This is a genomic window from Aquimarina macrocephali JAMB N27 (assembly GCF_000520995.1).
GTDB lineage: Bacteria > Bacteroidota > Bacteroidia > Flavobacteriales > Flavobacteriaceae > Aquimarina > Aquimarina macrocephali.
In genome coordinates this window covers 200818-217159 of sequence record NZ_JACA01000001.1, presented here as the reverse complement: position 1 = coordinate 217159, position 16342 = coordinate 200818, and the positions used below count along the sequence as shown (strand labels likewise).

Annotated in this window: 22 protein-coding genes; 10 read left to right on the top strand and 12 right to left on the bottom strand. The window is 32.0% G+C overall.

Annotated features, from left to right (window positions below):
- Positions 1-60: 60 nt before the first annotated feature.
- On the top strand, positions 61-471 hold the full coding sequence (locus Z054_RS0101060; RefSeq protein WP_024768252.1) for a hypothetical protein: 411 nt from the start codon (positions 61-63) through the stop codon (positions 469-471).
- A 28-nt stretch (positions 472-499) separates the two neighbouring features.
- On the opposite strand, the gene Z054_RS0101055 is transcribed toward Z054_RS0101060, so the two are convergent.
- Entirely contained in the window at positions 500-931 is a 432-nt protein-coding gene (locus tag Z054_RS0101055) for a Rieske (2Fe-2S) protein (protein ID WP_024768251.1), read from the bottom strand.
- 120 nt (positions 932-1051) lie between these two features.
- Between Z054_RS0101055 and greA the strand changes: the two genes are divergently transcribed.
- The 3 genes from greA to Z054_RS0101040 all read left to right on the top strand — a co-directional run bounded on the left by greA (position 1052) and on the right by Z054_RS0101040 (position 2461).
- Complete coding sequence (gene greA, locus Z054_RS0101050; protein ID WP_024768250.1) at positions 1052-1528, top strand: transcription elongation factor GreA; 477 nt, start codon at positions 1052-1054, stop codon at positions 1526-1528.
- 126 nt (positions 1529-1654) lie between these two features.
- Positions 1655-2044: an HIT family protein gene (locus Z054_RS0101045; protein WP_024768249.1), complete on the top strand. Its 390-nt coding sequence runs from the start codon at positions 1655-1657 to the stop codon at positions 2042-2044.
- A gap of 6 nt (positions 2045-2050) precedes the next feature.
- Positions 2051-2461, top strand: a complete 411-nt coding sequence (locus Z054_RS0101040) for an acyl-CoA thioesterase (protein ID WP_024768248.1) — start codon at positions 2051-2053, stop codon at positions 2459-2461.
- On the opposite strand, the gene Z054_RS0101035 is transcribed toward Z054_RS0101040, so the two are convergent.
- Together Z054_RS0101035 and Z054_RS0101030 are read right to left on the bottom strand one after the other, a co-directional pair.
- Positions 2458-2817: a hypothetical protein gene (locus Z054_RS0101035; RefSeq protein WP_024768247.1), complete on the bottom strand. Its 360-nt coding sequence runs from the start codon at positions 2815-2817 to the stop codon at positions 2458-2460. The two genes, Z054_RS0101040 and Z054_RS0101035, sit on opposite strands and share 4 nt — an antisense overlap.
- 82 nt (positions 2818-2899) lie before the next feature.
- Entirely contained in the window at positions 2900-4087 is a 1188-nt protein-coding gene (locus Z054_RS0101030; protein WP_024768246.1) for a sensor histidine kinase, read from the bottom strand.
- 134 nt (positions 4088-4221) lie between these two features.
- On the opposite strand from Z054_RS0101030, the gene Z054_RS0101025 reads away from it, so the two are divergent.
- From Z054_RS0101025 to upp, 4 genes are all read left to right on the top strand, one after another.
- Positions 4222-5094 (top strand): flavin reductase family protein, encoded by an 873-nt coding sequence (locus Z054_RS0101025; protein ID WP_024768245.1) that lies wholly within the window; start codon positions 4222-4224, stop codon positions 5092-5094.
- Positions 5095-5106: 12 nt separating this feature from the next.
- On the top strand, positions 5107-5484 hold the full coding sequence (locus Z054_RS0101020; protein WP_024768244.1) for a DUF3127 domain-containing protein: 378 nt from the start codon (positions 5107-5109) through the stop codon (positions 5482-5484).
- A 221-nt stretch (positions 5485-5705) separates the two neighbouring features.
- On the top strand, positions 5706-6344 hold the full coding sequence (gene aat / locus Z054_RS0101015; protein ID WP_024768243.1) for a leucyl/phenylalanyl-tRNA--protein transferase: 639 nt from the start codon (positions 5706-5708) through the stop codon (positions 6342-6344).
- An 81-nt stretch (positions 6345-6425) separates the two neighbouring features.
- A complete protein-coding gene (upp, locus tag Z054_RS0101010; protein WP_024768242.1) occupies positions 6426-7079 on the top strand; it encodes a uracil phosphoribosyltransferase in 654 nt (217 codons plus the stop codon).
- 1 nt (position 7080) lies between these two features.
- Here the strand turns inward: upp and Z054_RS0101005 are convergent, their stop codons facing one another.
- The 3 genes from Z054_RS0101005 to Z054_RS0100995 are packed head-to-tail and all read right to left on the bottom strand — an operon-like array spanning position 7081 to position 9431.
- Positions 7081-7485, bottom strand: coding sequence for an ACT domain-containing protein (locus tag Z054_RS0101005; protein ID WP_024768241.1), 405 nt, complete (start codon positions 7483-7485; stop codon positions 7081-7083).
- Positions 7486-7508: 23 nt separating this feature from the next.
- Entirely contained in the window at positions 7509-8072 is a 564-nt protein-coding gene (locus Z054_RS0101000) for a DNA-3-methyladenine glycosylase I (protein WP_024768240.1), read from the bottom strand.
- Positions 8073-8123: 51 nt separating this feature from the next.
- A complete protein-coding gene (locus Z054_RS0100995) occupies positions 8124-9431 on the bottom strand; it encodes a leucine-rich repeat domain-containing protein (protein ID WP_024768239.1) in 1308 nt (435 codons plus the stop codon).
- A gap of 450 nt (positions 9432-9881) precedes the next feature.
- Between Z054_RS0100995 and Z054_RS0100990 the strand changes: the two genes are divergently transcribed.
- Positions 9882-10496: a thioredoxin family protein gene (locus Z054_RS0100990; protein ID WP_174412241.1), complete on the top strand. Its 615-nt coding sequence runs from the start codon at positions 9882-9884 to the stop codon at positions 10494-10496.
- 1 nt (position 10497) lies between these two features.
- Here the strand turns inward: Z054_RS0100990 and Z054_RS0100985 are convergent, their stop codons facing one another.
- The 5 genes from Z054_RS0100985 to Z054_RS0100965 form a co-directional block, all read right to left on the bottom strand.
- Positions 10498-11190, bottom strand: a complete 693-nt coding sequence (locus Z054_RS0100985) for a hypothetical protein (protein WP_024768237.1) — start codon at positions 11188-11190, stop codon at positions 10498-10500.
- Between the two features lie 33 nt (positions 11191-11223).
- Entirely contained in the window at positions 11224-11931 is a 708-nt protein-coding gene (gene truB, locus Z054_RS0100980; protein WP_024768236.1) for a tRNA pseudouridine(55) synthase TruB, read from the bottom strand.
- 12 nt (positions 11932-11943) lie between these two features.
- Complete coding sequence (locus Z054_RS0100975; RefSeq protein WP_024768235.1) at positions 11944-12738, bottom strand: undecaprenyl-diphosphate phosphatase; 795 nt, start codon at positions 12736-12738, stop codon at positions 11944-11946.
- A 64-nt stretch (positions 12739-12802) separates the two neighbouring features.
- On the bottom strand, positions 12803-13069 hold the full coding sequence (locus Z054_RS0100970) for a DUF3098 domain-containing protein (protein WP_024768234.1): 267 nt from the start codon (positions 13067-13069) through the stop codon (positions 12803-12805).
- The gene (locus Z054_RS0100965; protein ID WP_024768233.1) at positions 13050-13457 is read right to left on the bottom strand and encodes a hypothetical protein; all 408 of its coding nucleotides are present in this window, start codon (positions 13455-13457) and stop codon (positions 13050-13052) included. The genes Z054_RS0100970 and Z054_RS0100965 overlap by 20 nt, the downstream gene beginning before the upstream one ends.
- 249 nt (positions 13458-13706) lie before the next feature.
- Between Z054_RS0100965 and Z054_RS29780 the strand changes: the two genes are divergently transcribed.
- Entirely contained in the window at positions 13707-15125 is a 1419-nt protein-coding gene (locus Z054_RS29780) for a CAP domain-containing protein (protein WP_024768232.1), read from the top strand.
- Positions 15126-15373: 248 nt separating this feature from the next.
- On the opposite strand, the gene Z054_RS0100955 is transcribed toward Z054_RS29780, so the two are convergent.
- Positions 15374-16252 (bottom strand): cell division protein FtsX, encoded by an 879-nt coding sequence (locus Z054_RS0100955; protein ID WP_024768231.1) that lies wholly within the window; start codon positions 16250-16252, stop codon positions 15374-15376.
- Between the last annotated feature and the right edge of the window lie 90 nt (positions 16253-16342).

The window sequence follows — 16342 nt, the reverse complement described above, 5'->3', positions numbered from 1 at the left end:
AACCCGGGTTTAAGGCCAAAAAAAGCACTATTGTAAATATGGATATATAATTTTATTTTTATGAGTAGGATAATTACTGTAATTTCTCTTCTTCTCTTTTGGAGCCATTCAAGTTATGCTCAACAAGAACAGGATACAGAAACAATAAAGTATACAAACCCAATACTGGTGGAATTAAAACCTAATATACCAGTAATGCTTACAGATTCTTTATCTATTCTATTAACGGGTTATTCTCATAAACGCCCACCATATCCCGGTACCAGTGGTCCAACAAAAACTACTATCCAGTTATCGCTTTCTAAAGGGAATAATTGTGGGAAAATAGAAGTTTGCAGGTATGGTTTACAAGGAAAAACAGAATATACATATGCGCCTTCATTATGGAACGAATATGAATTTAAGTTAAAGGATTTTGATTTTCTACTGTCTTTTAATGTTGTGATTTCAAAAAAACAAGATACAGATTAAAAAGATACTGGTTTTTTTCTTTTTATAATTAGTTAGAGATAAATAACGTATTTCCTTCTCTTCGCACCCTATATCGTCTTAATCCAAATTGACCATCACCAGAGGTTTGTTGTCCTGTAACAATATTGTAACTGTTTCCATCATCACAATTGCAAGTCGAGGTAATCCCATCTATTGTCTGGGCAGAACAAGAACTAGGAGAATGATTAGGGTCGCTAAGCTCAAAAGCAGAATACTGTGTGTTATCAATATTATAAATGATGACTCCTTTAATACTTCCGTTTTCAGAGTTATCTACAAAATGATTACTCGGAAATTTAAGCGGGTTAAATTGAGGTAAATTAAGATTGATTTGATAATTAACACTCGAAGGAGGTAGAAATTGATTATTGTCTCCATTATCATCACTACTGCATGATAAAATTAAAAGAACACTTGCTAAAAATAAAGTCTTTTTCATAACACTAATATTGTATTGGCAAATTACGTAAATTTGTAGTCTTCAGTAAAATTTTTGTTATCTTTGAATAACAAATCCCATTCTTATGGGATTTTTTGTATTTATATAAACGATGAAGTTATGAGCAAAGTATCTTATTATACTGTAGAGGGGCTTAAAAAATTAAGAGACGAACTAGGTCAACTTAAGGATGTAGAGCGCCCAAAAGCTTCTCAGGCAATAGCTGAAGCACGTGATAAAGGAGATTTAAGTGAGAATGCCGAGTATGATGCCGCAAAAGAGGCACAGGGATTATTAGAGATGAGAATTTCTAAAATGGAAGAAACTCTTTCAAATGCACGTTTAATTGACGAATCTCAATTAGACACGTCTAAAGCCCTTATACATTCTACTGTAAAGATCAAAAATCAAACTAATGGTGCCGAAATGACCTATAAATTGGTAGCACAAAGTGAAGCAGATCTTAAAACAGGAAAAATATCTGTAGATTCTCCTATCGGAAAAGGTCTCTTAGGGAAAAGTGTTGGCGAAATAGCCGAAATACAGGTCCCTAACGGGATTATGAAGTTTGATGTTGTAGAGATTTCAAGAGAATAAAAGAAGTAATTTTTTAGATTTTATTACAAGCCTTTTTTAATTTTTTTAAAAAGGCTTTTTTATGGTTTTGACTTACAGATAAATAAACTATATTTCCAAAACCGTAACCCAACTAAAATTTAATTAATGTCTACCCTATTTACTAAAATTGTAAATGGCGAAATTCCATCGTATAAAGTGGCCGAAGATGAGAATTATTACGCCTTTTTGGATATTAGTCCAAATGCTAAAGGACATACACTTTGTATTCCTAAAAAAGAAGAAGATAAAATATTTGATCTGGCCGAAGACGAATATCTGGAGTTAATGCGCTTTTCTCGTAAAGTAGCTAAAGCTATAGAAAAAACAGTCTCTTGTAAACGTGTTGGTATTGCCGTTGTAGGCTTAGAAGTACCTCATGTACACGTGCATTTAATTCCATTAAATGAAATGAAAGAAATGACTTTTCAGCATAAAATTTCTATGGCGGAGTCTGATTTTAAAACACTGGCAAAAGAGATTCATTCGAATTTATAAAGACATATGCAAGAATCTGATTTTAAATTATCTCTACAACTTCGTATTGATTGGAGTGAGATGGATACCTATCAGCATGTGAACAATGTAAATTTCATGAAATATATGCAAAGTGCACGTGTTCAATTTTGGGAAGTAACAGGTTTGGCAAAATTATATGCCGAAACTAAAAAGGGACCTATGTTGGTTTCTACCCGATGTGATTTTAAAAACCCTTTGTTTTTTCCAGGAAATGTAGTAATTAAAACTAAAGTCGATTTTATTAAAAACTCTAGTTTTGGATTATACCATCAATTGTATAATGATGAGGGTGTACTTTGTGCAGAAGGTCACGATGTAGCCGTTTGTTTTGATTTTAATACAGATAAAACCTTTCTGATTACAGATGAATTACGAGAGGTTATGAAACAATATTAGATTCCTAAAAGATCGGGCCTGTAAAGATAGATATACAGAAAAGCTGCTATAGTGATCGCAAGAAGTAATAGAATATAAAACAATTTGGTAAAACGTAATGATCCAGATTGACGAGTGATTGTTTTTTTATGATAATCATAGACTCTTTCTATATCTGTGGTCCACTGTCCCGGAAAAATTTGATTTTCACATTTGTTACAGTTAATACTTTCTACAATATTGCTTTTGGTTTTTACCAGAAATTTCGATTTTAGTCTTTGCTGTTTGAAAGAAAGTATCATGCCATCGGTAGAGTAACATTCTGGACAATTATTGTTAAGAGTTGTTTCTTTTAAAATAATATACTCAGTTTTCACTTTGTTTTAGATTTGGCGTTAAATAGGTATTCTATAACGTTGCGAAAAAAATATTGTTATACCCTTTTAGGAAAATTTAAGATTAAGAAGTAACTCCAGACTTGCGAAGTGTGATTTGAAAAGTAGTGCCTTTACCAATATCGGATTTAAGAACTTTAATTTTTCCTAAGTGATATTCTTCTATAATTCTTTTTGATAAGGACAAACCTAAACCCCATCCTCTGCTCTTAGATGTATACCCAGGCTCAAAAATTTTAGTAAACTTACTTTTAGGAATACCCTTACCGGTATCTTTAATTCGTATAAAAACCCGTTTTGCATCATCTATAAGGTCAATTTCAAGATCTCCTTTTCCTCGTACCGCATCAATAGCATTTTTTACGAGATTTTCGATTGTCCAGCTATATAATTGGGAGTTTAATGATACTTGAATAGGTTTATCGGGTAAATTAAGCGAAAAATTAATGAGTTTAGAGCTCCTGGATTGAAGATATGTATAAGCGTTTCGGGTTTCTTCTACAATATCAACATCTTCAAGGTTGGGAATAGATCCAATTTTAGAAAAACGTTCTGTAATTATCTTTAATCGTTCAATATCTTTTTCTATTTCTACGATATATTCTGGATTTACATTTTCGGTTTTAAGGATTTCGTTCCAGCCTACCAATGAGGATAATGGTGTGCCGATTTGGTGAGCAGTCTCTTTAGCCATACCTGCCCATAGTTTATTTTGTTCACTAGCTTTAGAGGTGGTAAAAAAGAAATAAATTACTCCAATTAGTAAAAATATAATGATGGCAATGGTCATTGGGTAATATTTCAGTTTATTTAAAATATCCGAATTTCCATAATAAATATATTGAACGGTATCTTTAAGATCGAGTTCTATTGGGTCATTTTCTGATTTTAACGTTTTTAAATATGACTTAAGCTTATCTTCATCTGTTACTTCATTTTTAGATAAATTTTTAAAATAACTTGGATCAGGTTTCCCTAAAGAATCTCTAATAAAATCACCTTTAGAATCTGTGATGATGATAGGAATAGATTTGTTTGTAGTATTTATGACAATAGATAATTCGAGATAGTCATCGGATTGTTCGCTATCTAATGCTTTCTGGGATTGCACCCATATTTCAACTTTAGTTCGTTCATCATCCTTAAGACGTTGCATGAATAACGATGTATTCCATAAAACGAGACCGGTTATTACTAAAACAGCTATAATGATAAAATAGCTCGAAAAATTACGCTCATCAGAAAAATTCATACAGACTAGTTAACTAAATCCTAAATATAAACGTTTTAAAACGATTTTATTGTTTATAAAACAGATTCTAAAACCTGTTCATTTAATGATTCTAAAACCAAACTTTTATATATTTGCTCAATATAAAACAAATTATGATTACAATTGATCCATCAGAGGTTACTACTGGAAAATTACATGGTTTAATTCTTGGAGCAATCGGTCCCAGACCTATAGCTTTTGCTAGTACGATGGATATAAATGGCAATGCTAATTTATCTCCGTTTAGTTTTTTTAATGTATTTAGTGCGAATCCACCGATTCTTATTTTTTCTCCGGCAAGAAGAGTAAGAGATAATACTACAAAACACACATTAGAGAATGCGAAATCTACCAAAGAAGTAGTCATTAATATTGTGAATTATGATATTGTTCAGCAGATGTCATTATCAAGTACAGAGTATCCAGAAGGGGTTAATGAATTTGAAAAGTCTGGGCTTACCATGGTGCCTTCAGAAAAAGTCAAAGCATATCGTGTAGGAGAGTCTCCGGTACAGTTTGAATGCAAGGTTAATCAAGTAGTTCCTATGGGTGATGAAGGAGGAGCTGGTAATCTTATTATTTGCGAAGTAGTTCTTATGCATATTAATGAGAATGTGATGGATGAAAATAATAGAATAGATCAGCATAAGATAGATCAGGTTGCCCGTATGGGAGGTAATTGGTATAGTAGGGCTAATATGGGGATGTTTGAAGTGCCTAAACCATTAAGCTCAATAGGGATTGGTGTAGATGCATTGCCAGAAGAAGTAAGAAGCAGTACTGTTTTTACAGGAAATGATTTAGGTAAGCTTGGAAATGTAGAAGGAATGCCAACAAAAACTGAAGCTTTAGAATTTGTTAATAACCATAATGATATTAAGGGTAAAATTCAGGAGGCTAACCTAATAGAAATTCATAAATTTGCAAAGCAGTATCTTGATCAGGACGATATAGATACTGCATGGAACATTTTAGCAGCAAAATAATAATTCAATAAGATGGAAGTACAAGGTAAAGTAAAGATGATTGGTGAGACTCAAACCTTTGGAAGCAATGGTTTTAGAAAGAGAGAAGTTGTAGTTACTACTGAAGAGCAATACCCACAACATATCATGGTAGAGTTTGTTCAGGATAAATGTGACTTATTAAACCCTTTCCAAGTAGGTCAGGATGTAAAAATAAGCATTAATTTACGTGGTCGTGAGTGGGTAAATCCACAGGGAGAAACTAAGTATTTTAATTCTATCCAGGGATGGAGAATTGAGAGTTTGCAACCTGCAGCTCAGAATGCTTCTGCTCCTCCAACTCCGCCAGTAGATGCCTTTGAGCCTGCAAAAGATTTTTCTGAAGAAGAACATGATGATTTACCGTTCTAAATAGATTTTTTAGACAGTATTTTAATAAAAAGAAAAAAGTCCGATATTATTCATATCGGACTTTTCATTATTGTGGTTTTAGGTTAACCTTTTAATAAAACTCAAAAAAGCAATGATGAACAAAATTTATCTTAAAAGGTCCTAACAAATATTGCGATTTTTTTGGTCAATTCAAACAACTGATTGATATTTAACGTTGTATAAAGATTTATAAGTATATTTTGTACATTTTAACAGATACAATACAATTTCCACCAGTAACTCTTGCTGATACGAATGGTCTTTTGGCTATAGGAGGAGATCTTTCGGTCGATAGATTACTGGAGGCATATCATAACGGAATTTTTCCCTGGTATGATGAGGATCAACCTATTCTATGGTATAGTCCTGATCCAAGAATGGTGCTTTTTCCTTCAGAACTTAGAGTAAGTAAAAGTATGCGCCAACTTATCAGAAAAAATAAGTTTGAAGTAACATTTAATAAAGCTTTTGAAAGTGTTGTACAACACTGTGCAACAATCACACGTCCAGAACAAGAAGGTACCTGGATCACAAACGATATGCAAAAAGCGTATAAAAAACTTCATGAGTTAGGATATGCTATCTCTGTAGAGGTTTGGCAAGAATCAGTTTTGGTAGGTGGGTTGTATGGGATTTTGTTAAGAGAGAAAAAAGTATTTTGCGGTGAGAGTATGTTTTCTAAAGCTAGTAATGCTTCTAAATATGGTTTTATTACTTTGGTAGAGTGGTTAATAGCAAAAGAAATACAGTTGATCGATTGCCAGGTGTATACTGATCATTTGGCAAGTTTAGGTGCCAGAGAAATTACAAGGGCAGCGTTTATAAAATATTTGAGGTAAGATGAGTTAGAGATTGATTTTTCATCTGATTTCAAAAATAATTAAAAAAAGATTTTAATAACTTCTTAAAATGTAGCATCAATGGTTATTCATAATTTAGGATTAAAAAACTCAATTTTAAATCAATTTATTTTAGAACTAAGAGATGTTACTATACAGAAAGATGCAATGCGTTTTAGGAAAAATATTGAACGAATAGGCGAAATTCTAAGTTACGAATTAAGTAAAACTTTGGATTATGAAACCAAAACAGTTCAAACACCTTTAGGAACCAAGGAAATTTTGGTACCTAAGAATGCGCTTGTATTATGTTCTATTCTTAGAGCTGGATTACCATTGCATCAAGGGGTATTAAATTATTTTGATACTGCAGAAAACGGATTTATTTCAGCATATAGGGATCATCAAAATGATGATGATGATTTTGAAATTGTGGTAAAATATCTGGCTTCGCCTTCTTTAAAAGATAAAACTTTGGTTTTGGCAGATCCAATGCTGGCAACAGGAAAAACTCTTGAGAATACTTTTACTGTGATGAAAAGACATGGTATGCCTGAGCAAGTACATATTGTTTCTGTAATTGGATCAGAGCAAGGGATATCATATATTAAAAATGTGTTTCCAGAAAATACTCATCTTTGGATTGCTGCAGTTGATGAAAAACTAAATGATAAGAGCTACATTATTCCTGGTCTCGGTGATGCGGGAGATTTATCTTTTGGAATAAAACTTTAAGCTATTCTTCATAATTTTCGGATAGTTTCTTTAGAACACTAATTGCTTTGTTTTCATCTTTTTTGTCAACAAAAATATGATCATGATAATAGCCGGCAATTACATTACAACTAATTTTATGTTTTGCTAATTCTGTCGAAAAAATAGCTGTAAGACCTACCGCATCTAGAGAAGAATGGATTTTTAGAGTTATCCATGAGGCAATATATTCATAAGAAAGATTAAGTTGTTCTGCTTTTTTGCGATCAAGTATAATAGTTACTCCTTCCTGTTCTTTAAATTCACCAATACTATCTTCTCTGGGGATATTATCTGTATTTTTTACTGTAGAAAAAACAAACTCACCAGCCTGTAATACAGGAGACATGTTTCTGATTAAAGTAGTTAAATTAGTTTCTCCACTCATTTTTTGATGTTTTTAATGTGTTTCTAAACTTCTTTGTATCTAAAACAACCCACTTCGTGATCATTTACCATTCCAATAGCCTGCATAAAAGCATAAATAACGGTAGAGCCCACAAACTTAAACCCTCGTTTTTTTAAATCTTTACTTACGATATCAGAAGTTTCTGTAGTAGCCGGACAATCTTTATGGTGAGGCCAATTGTTCTGAACTTGTTTTCCATTTACAAAACCCCAGATATATTCATTAAAACTACCAAACTCTTCTTGGATTTTGATAAAATTCTGAGCATTAGTTATTGCAGAATTTACTTTCAGCTTATTGCGAATGATTCCAGCATTTTGTAATAGTTCTTCTTTCTTTGTGTCGTTATATTTAGCGACGATTTTATAATCAAAATTATCAAAAGCAACCTTAAAATTTTCTCGTTTTCGTAAAATGGTAATCCAACTCAACCCAGCTTGAAAAGTTTCAAGAATTAAAAATTCGAATAAAAGCTGTTCGTCGTGTAATGGTACTCCCCACTCAGTATCATGGTAGGCTTCATATAATGGATCGCCAATACACCAACCACATCTGTGTTTTTGCATAGTATATACTTAGTTTGTTTTATAGATCAAGTTTCTAAAATACTGTTTATTTTAAAAAGAAATTGAACAATCAGGCAGTAGTTTTTTAATTTTTTCTTTTTCTAGATCAGATAAATTATTACCAGATAGATGAATAATTTTTAATTTTTTTAAATCTTTTATAGATCCTGGTAAAGAAGTGAGATTATTGCTGTCCAAATAGAGTTGTTTTAAGTTTTTAAGCTTGTATAGGGACTCTGGTAAACTTGCAATACTATTATAGGATAAAGAAAGAGTTTCCAGTTTTTTTAGTTTCTCAAAGGATTTTGGTAATTTCTTAAGTTGATTACTTATTAGATATAATTTTTGCAAATTTTTAAGCTCTCCTATCGATTCTGGTAACTCTGTTAGTTCGCTATCTGAAAGGTACAGGATATCAACATTTTTCTTGTTTTCTAAGGCCTTCTTCAAGGAGTAGTAACTGTTTTCAAAATTAATTTCACAATTTGGCAATAGTTGCTTACTTGCTTCTTTTTTAGTTTTAGAAAGCCTATTGCCTGATAAATTAAGATCTTTTAAGTTGGTTAGATTTTCAATGGTTTTTGGTAATTCACTGATTTTATTAGCATTTAAATACAGAAGTTTTAATTTCGAAAGATTTCCAAATGTTTCAGGAATTCGATCCAATTTATTTTCTTTACAAATCAACCACTCCAGATTGTTTAGATTTCCGAAAGATTCTGGCAATTCATCAATTTGATTATCTGATAGATTTAATGCTTCTATGTTTTTTAGATTTCCAAATGTCAGAGGCAATTCAGAAAGTCGATTTCCTTCTATAAGAAGTTCTTGTAAGCTGGCAAGGTTACCAAAAGTATTAGATAACTCGATAAGCTGATTCTGTCTCAGATCTAATTTTTTTAGATTTGTAAGATTACCAAAGGATTCGGGTAAGACCTTGATCTGGTTGTTTTTTAGAAATAACCATCCTAGTTTTTTTAAATTTCCAATAGATTCGGGTAGTGTGAGAATCAGGTTCTCAGATAAAAGTAAAACCTCTATATTTTGTAAATCACCAAGAGATAAGGGTAGGTCGACAAGTTTGTTCTTTTTTATGTTAAGCGTTCTTAGTTTTTTTAGATTTGAAATAGTTTCTGGTAATTTGCTTATTTCATTCCCTTCTAGGTTGAGGTAGTGTAGCTGTTTTAATTGTATTACAGACTCAGGTAGTTTTGTGAGCTTGGTATAACTAAGATCTAACTTGTACACATGATCTTTATTGATCAATGCCTCTTGTAATGAGTTGTAAATTTTATTTTCCTGACCAATAGCAGTCATATACCCTATTAATAGTATAGTTATAGTAAATAATTTTTTCATGTATTTAAAATTTTCTATCGAAAACCCCTTGAAATGATGCTATAAGTCTGTAGTGTGTAAAGTGTATAATGTCCCTCTTGTAAAGTTATTATTTAAATTCCTGACTGTTAGCTTCAAAACCATATTTTTTTGCCTTTATGTTAAAGATTTATTAGAAATTGAATACAAAGATTGAAATCTAATCACACGTAGAGTACACTATTAACAGTAAAAATAAACCCACTGTTTACAGGGTATATATAATATCTGTAAGTTTTAAGGATAACTATCGTCCTATGTATAAGAAACCTTTAAGAATTGACAATTATAAGGTTTTGATATAAAAAGATGATTTTTTAGACATTGCCAGATAATGTAATAATAAATTAAAATGCTCATAAGCTTGATATTAAAAGCTAGACATTTTAGACAGTAAATATATTGTTTTACCTATTTTTGAAAGCTATAATTATGGAACAACCTACTACTATGACAATACCCGAATTAATAACTAAAGGAATTGATAATTCATACACATACCAGGAATATAAGAATCTGATTAGTGACTTGTTAACCGAAGATAAATCTACTGGTCATGAACAATCTGAAGCATTAACAAATTATAGTATGCTTAATGACCGTAGAATGAAACGATGGGATAAGACCTTGAAAATAGACGAATCAATTACCGCTTCATTTTCTAATGCCAATCTAGATGTAACCTGGGTAGTATTAACAGAAGGATGGTGTGGGGATGCTGCACATGTATTACCTGTATTGAATAAACTTGCAGAATTAAATGAGGGGATAGATTTAAAAATCATCTCTAGGGATGATCACGATGAGTTGATGAATAATTTTTTGACCAACGGAGGAAAATCAATACCTAAATTAATTGCATATGATAATCAAAGCAAAGAGGTGCTAAATTCATGGGGCCCAAGACCTTCTGTAGCGACACAAATGGTAAATGATTATAAAGAACAGCACGGTAGCTTAGATTCAGAATTTAAGCAAGATTTACAAGTTTGGTATAACAAGGATAAAGGTACAAATATTGCCGAAGATGTATTAAAACTACTGTAGTTTAAGATCCATAATTAAAGTAATATGTAATAGTGCCTTCTTGTTCTTCTATGTCAGAACGAGAGAATAAAGCCTTTCTGGCATAATCCATTGCATTGTCAAAAAGACATTCGTTTCGGGTAGTAGAATTTCTCTTGTCAACTTTGGTATTAACTACATATCCATTTTTATTGACTTCGATTTTTACAACTACTTTACCGCTTCCATTACATGTGTATACAGGATTAGGTAGATCTATAGATTTTCTGTTTTTTAAGCTATAAGTAAGAGAGCTATTTCTATTGTTAGTTTCTTTACCTTCTGGTTCTAGTTTTTCCTTTTTTTCCTTTTCATTTTTCTCTTCTTCATCAATAGGAACCTCACCTTCTGTAGGTGCAGCTTCTTCACTTTCTTCGGAAGCAGCTTCGGTTTCTGTCAATGATTTCATTCGTTGTTCAAACTCTTCAGGGTCTTCAAAATCTTCGTTAAAGGCCGAATGTGTTCTTTTGGCAGCAATTAATTGTCGATCTTCCTGAGCGATTAATTCTTCTTCAGGTTGTTCTTCTTCGGCAAGAAACTCTTCAGGGATTTCCATTAGGATTTCAGATTGTTCTTTTTGCTTGTTTATCATATTGATATTGTAAAGGCTTAGAACAACGATCCCCATCAACATTGATGTGATAATCAGAGCTTTATGTTTTTCTACAAATTCCATAGGTATCTATAACTACTTTTATTCTACAATATTTTATGTAGTTTCAATTTTTGGGCATAACTGGTTTTCAAAAGATTCAATTGTAGTAGCATCTTCAACAGAAAATGATCCTATTTTAGTCCTTCTTAAAACAGTTAAGTGAGCCCCACTATTTAATGCTTTTCCAAAATCATGTGCTAGTGATCTAATATATGTCCCTTTGCTGCATACAACTCTAAAATCTACTTCTGGTAATTTGATTTTGGTGATTTCGAATTCATTTATAGTAATTTTTCGAGAGCTAATTTCTACAGTTTCTCCTTCACGGGCATATTCATATAATCGTTTACCGTCTTTTTTTAAAGCCGAAAAAATAGGAGGATACTGATCTATTTCTCCAATAAAAAGAGATGTTGTTTCGTGTATAGTTTTTTCAGAAATATGGTCTATAGGAAAGGTCTTATCAATCTCGGTTTCCAGATCATAAGAGGGTGTTGTTGCTCCAAGCAATATTGTTCCAGTATATTCTTTGGCTTGTCCCTGAAATTCCTGTATACGCTTAGTAAATTTTCCTGTGCAGATAAGTAATAACCCTGTTGCAAGAGGATCAAGTGTTCCTGCATGACCTACCTTAATTTTTTTGATACCAAAATTCTTCCGGATAAGCCAACGAAGTTTATTTACAACTTGGAAAGATGTCCATTGCAGCGGTTTATCGATCAAAAGGATTTGACCGTCTTTATAATTTTGTTCGGTTAGCATTATAGATGGGGGCTATTTAATAAAACCAAAACTGATGGCTAATAAGCCAACAAGAATACAATATACGGCAAAATAAGTTAACTTACTCTTTTTTACCAAGGAAATCATCCATGTACATGCAAAAAGCCCTGAGACAAATGCAGCCAGAAAGCCAAGGGCTAATGGGATACTGTTTTCTGATGAAAAAGTAAGGTCGCCACCAAGTATATCTTTAGCAATTTTCCCTATAATCAACGGAACAACCATTAAGAAAGAAAAACGAGCGGCTTTGGTTTTGTCATTTCCTAACAATACCGATGTAGATATTGTTGCACCACTTCTTGAAATCCCAGGAAGCATTGCAATTGCCTGTGCAATACCAATTACAAATGCATTTGAATTACTTACTGATTTTCGAGTGCTTTTAGCTTTATCCGCAAACCATAATAGTGCAGCTGTAATAAGTAGCATAAAGCCAACAAACATAATATTACCTCCAAAAAGTTTTTCTAATTGCTCCTCAAAAAATAAACCTACTAAAACAGCAGGAATCATAGAAATGATGATTTTAAAAGAAAAGAGGGTTTCTTGGTTTTTTTTGAATTTCAATACTCCTTTTATAATCTCTAATATATCTTTTCTAAAGACTACCATGGTACTAAGTGCTGTTGCAAAATGTAGCACTACGGTAAAAAGTAAAGATTCTTCTGGAACACTTTGATCGCCTAAAATAGCTTTGCCAAGTTCGAGATGACCACTAGAAGAAACAGGTAAGAATTCGGTAAGCCCTTGTATTATACCTAGAATAATTGCATCAATGATTTCCATAGAAAATTTTGGGATTTCTTAAATTTGACGCAAAGATATAACTACCGGAAAATAAAATGTCAAATTACTGTTTTTTCTTCTTCTCAGGATTTAGAAGAATAGCATATACTTCGATACCAAAACCAATTAAAACAATAGTTGGTGCTAATCGAATCCTTCTAAAATTATAGATATCAGGATTAAAAACATTAGGATCATCACTTCCTCCTCCTGCCATGAGAATAAAGCCAAGAGCAATTACTGCTATTCCTATGGCCATAACGATATAGTTTTTCTTTCCAAAAACAAAATCAGGTTTTGGAGGCGTATTTTTATTGGATTGTTTTTTCATGCTCATCGTTATCAATTTCGTTAAATATCACATTATTATCAATCATTAATTTTGATATATGTCCCATATTTTTATCACGGGTAAATATAGTCCATCTTTCTATACCATACAAAGTAACTTTTTTATTAAGAATATCAGAGCGCAATTGTTCTACTGTTAGTTGATATTGCAATCCACGATTGATATAGTAGTGATGCTCATCATTCTTAAGGATAATCACGATATCAAATCCCGGTCCTTCCTGTATGTCGGTTACAATTCCTTCGATTTTCATAACATCCTCTGGCTGCACGTTGCGTACAGGTCGAAATGTTTGTATCACTGCTATCATAAAGCCAACAAAAAGTACAAAAATGATCGAAAGATATATTTTAGCGATTTTACCCATTACAGAAATATTATTATGTTTTTGATTTAATATTAAGTGTTATTTTTTTTCAAAGTAACGCATCTTACCTTTTTAACTATTATGCATAAAAACGATTATGATGAGATGTTTTTTATAGAACCCAAAACTATGTTTTTTCAAGAATAATTATATAAACTTTAACAATTATATGAGCAATAGGAAACCGTGTTTTAAGTTTTAGTCCCTTAACCAAAACAAAAATAATAATTACACAAAAAATTTAAAACCATGAAAAAAATCATTTTATTCGTATTTATTTGGACATCAATTATCCATGCTAAACATGCTGATAGTCCTATATCTGGTATTTTCGGAAATTCTGAGAATAAAGCAATTTATGATGAAACTGGAAATGTTTCAGAAATCAGCAATAGAAATAATTTTACAACTAGTGCGACTGTTAGTTGTACAGAAGTTGTTGTTGCTATCGTTTTTGATCGGTATGCTTCAGATATCAGTTGGAAAATAGAAAGAGAAAATGGACAAGTTGTAGTATCAGGAAGTGGTTATCAAAACTCTGCTCCAGATGTTTCAGAAAATGTATGCCTAGAAGATGGGATTTATACATTTATTATTAGTGATTCATATGGTGATGGGCTTTGTTGTTCTTATGGGCAAGGATCGTATACAGTATCATTAAACGGGACAGCACTTGTTTCGGGAAGCTCATTCACTTCTTCAGAATCCAAATCATTTACTATTGGTAAAGCTTCGCCACCACCAACTCCATTAAATTTAGTAGGATCAGATATTACAAGTAATTCAGTACGTCTTTCCTGGGAGACTCAAGGAGAAGTAACAAACCTTACCACTTTTGACATATATAATGGTAATGAAGTTGTAAAAAGTGTAAAAGGAAGTAAAACAGTTACTCTGGATGGATTAACACCAGAGACATTGTATAGCCTTTCGGTAAGAGCAAAAAATGTTCAGGGAGATTTATCAGAGTTTTCTAATAAAATAAGTATCACTACGCTAAAAGGAACTGATGGTGGATTTTCTAAAGAAATGTTAGATCTTCTAAAATTGGTAAACGAAGCTAGAGCGGCAGATGGTAAGCAACCATTAAAAATGAATGCTAAACTAGTTGCAGCGGCAGAGTTTCATGCAAATGATATGAAAAATAACAACTTTTTCTCACATACAGGTTCTAATGGGTCAAGTGTGAGTAATAGAGTTCAAGATCAAGGATACTCATGGAGTAGAGTAGCAGAAAACATAGCAAATGGACAGCGTACTGTTCAGGAAGTACACAATACGTGGATGAATAGTTCTGGGCATAGAGGAAATATCTTAAGTGCTAATTATACGGAGATAGGAATGGCTAGAGTGGCTAATCTTTGGGTTCAGGTATTTGCAAGACCATTATCCTCTGCGTTCTCAAATGATAATTCTATAGCAGTAAGTAAAATAAGCCAACAATTAGAGATATACCCTAACTTGTTATCAGGTGATCAAAATAAAATTAATATTGTAGGCCATAACGCTAATACTGTTTATAAAGTATATAGTATGACAGGTAGAACAATACATCAAGGAAAAATAAATGGTAATACTTTAGAGGTAAATGATTTATCTCCGGGAATGTATTTGATCAATTTTGTTATGGATGGAAAAACCGTCACTAAACGATTAGTAAAAAAATAAGATCAGAAAAAGAATAGTATCACTATAATCTTTATAATGTAATCAGGCCCTTATTTTAAGGGCCTGATTTATTTTTTGAGAAAACAAACACAATGATTATCCTTGCTGTAAACAGTACAGTTAATGATATCCTTAATAAGAACCCTTGTTTCTGGACTATATTAATCCGTTGTGCATTTAGAAATTAAAAAAGCTCAAATGCATAACGGGTTATATTAGTCTTTTTATAGAGATACTATTAAAACAGACTAATAATATAATTCATCAGTTCTTAGATTCAAGAACCGTTGTGTAGCAAAGAATGTACTGATCCAGGTGATGAGCACACCAATTCCAAAAATACCGGCAAATAAAATAATAAGTAAGATTTCATCATCAAGCAATGCCAGTTCTGGGAATGTCTTATTAAGATAATACAATACAATCCCAACTCCGATTAAAGCTACAATTGCTCCTATCATTCCTAGTCGTACACTTTTCCATACAAAAGGCTTGCGAATAAATTTCTTTGTAGCACCTACCATTTGCATAGTCTTAATAATAAATCTTTTAGAGTATACCGATAAACGTATAGAACTATTAATAAGTAATACAGCAATAAAAGTAAAAATACCACTAATGAGAAGTACCCAAAAACTAATGCGTTTTATATTATCATTTAATAATGAGATCAAAGGTTTGTCGTAGATTACTTCATCCACAAAATCTTTTTTGATGATAGAAGCATTTATTTCTTCAATTTTTGCCTGATCGACAAAATCAGCTTTTAAATAAACATCAATAGAATTTTGAAGCGGATTATATCCTAGAAAATCCATGAAATTCTCTCCTATGTCCTTGCTATGCTCTTCGGCAGCTTCATCCTTAGAAATAAAAGTAGTTGATTTAGTATATTCTGCCAGAGCCAGAGTTTTTTCCAGTTGCTTGATTTCAACATCTTTGGCGGTATCCTTTAAGTAAATTGTAAGTGCAATTTTTTCTTTAAAATGATCTGCTACTTTTTTAGTATTTAATACCAATAAGCCTAATAAGCCCAATAAAAATAATACCAAAGAAATACTAATAACAACAGAAAAATAAGAAGAGATTAGTCGTCGTTTTTGATATTTTTCAAAAGATGAGCTCATAAATAAATTGATTTGTGTGTAAAAATAATAAAGTTAATGAGACTTTTTATTCTAAAACGCACCTCATTTTAGAATAAATTACTCGAATTA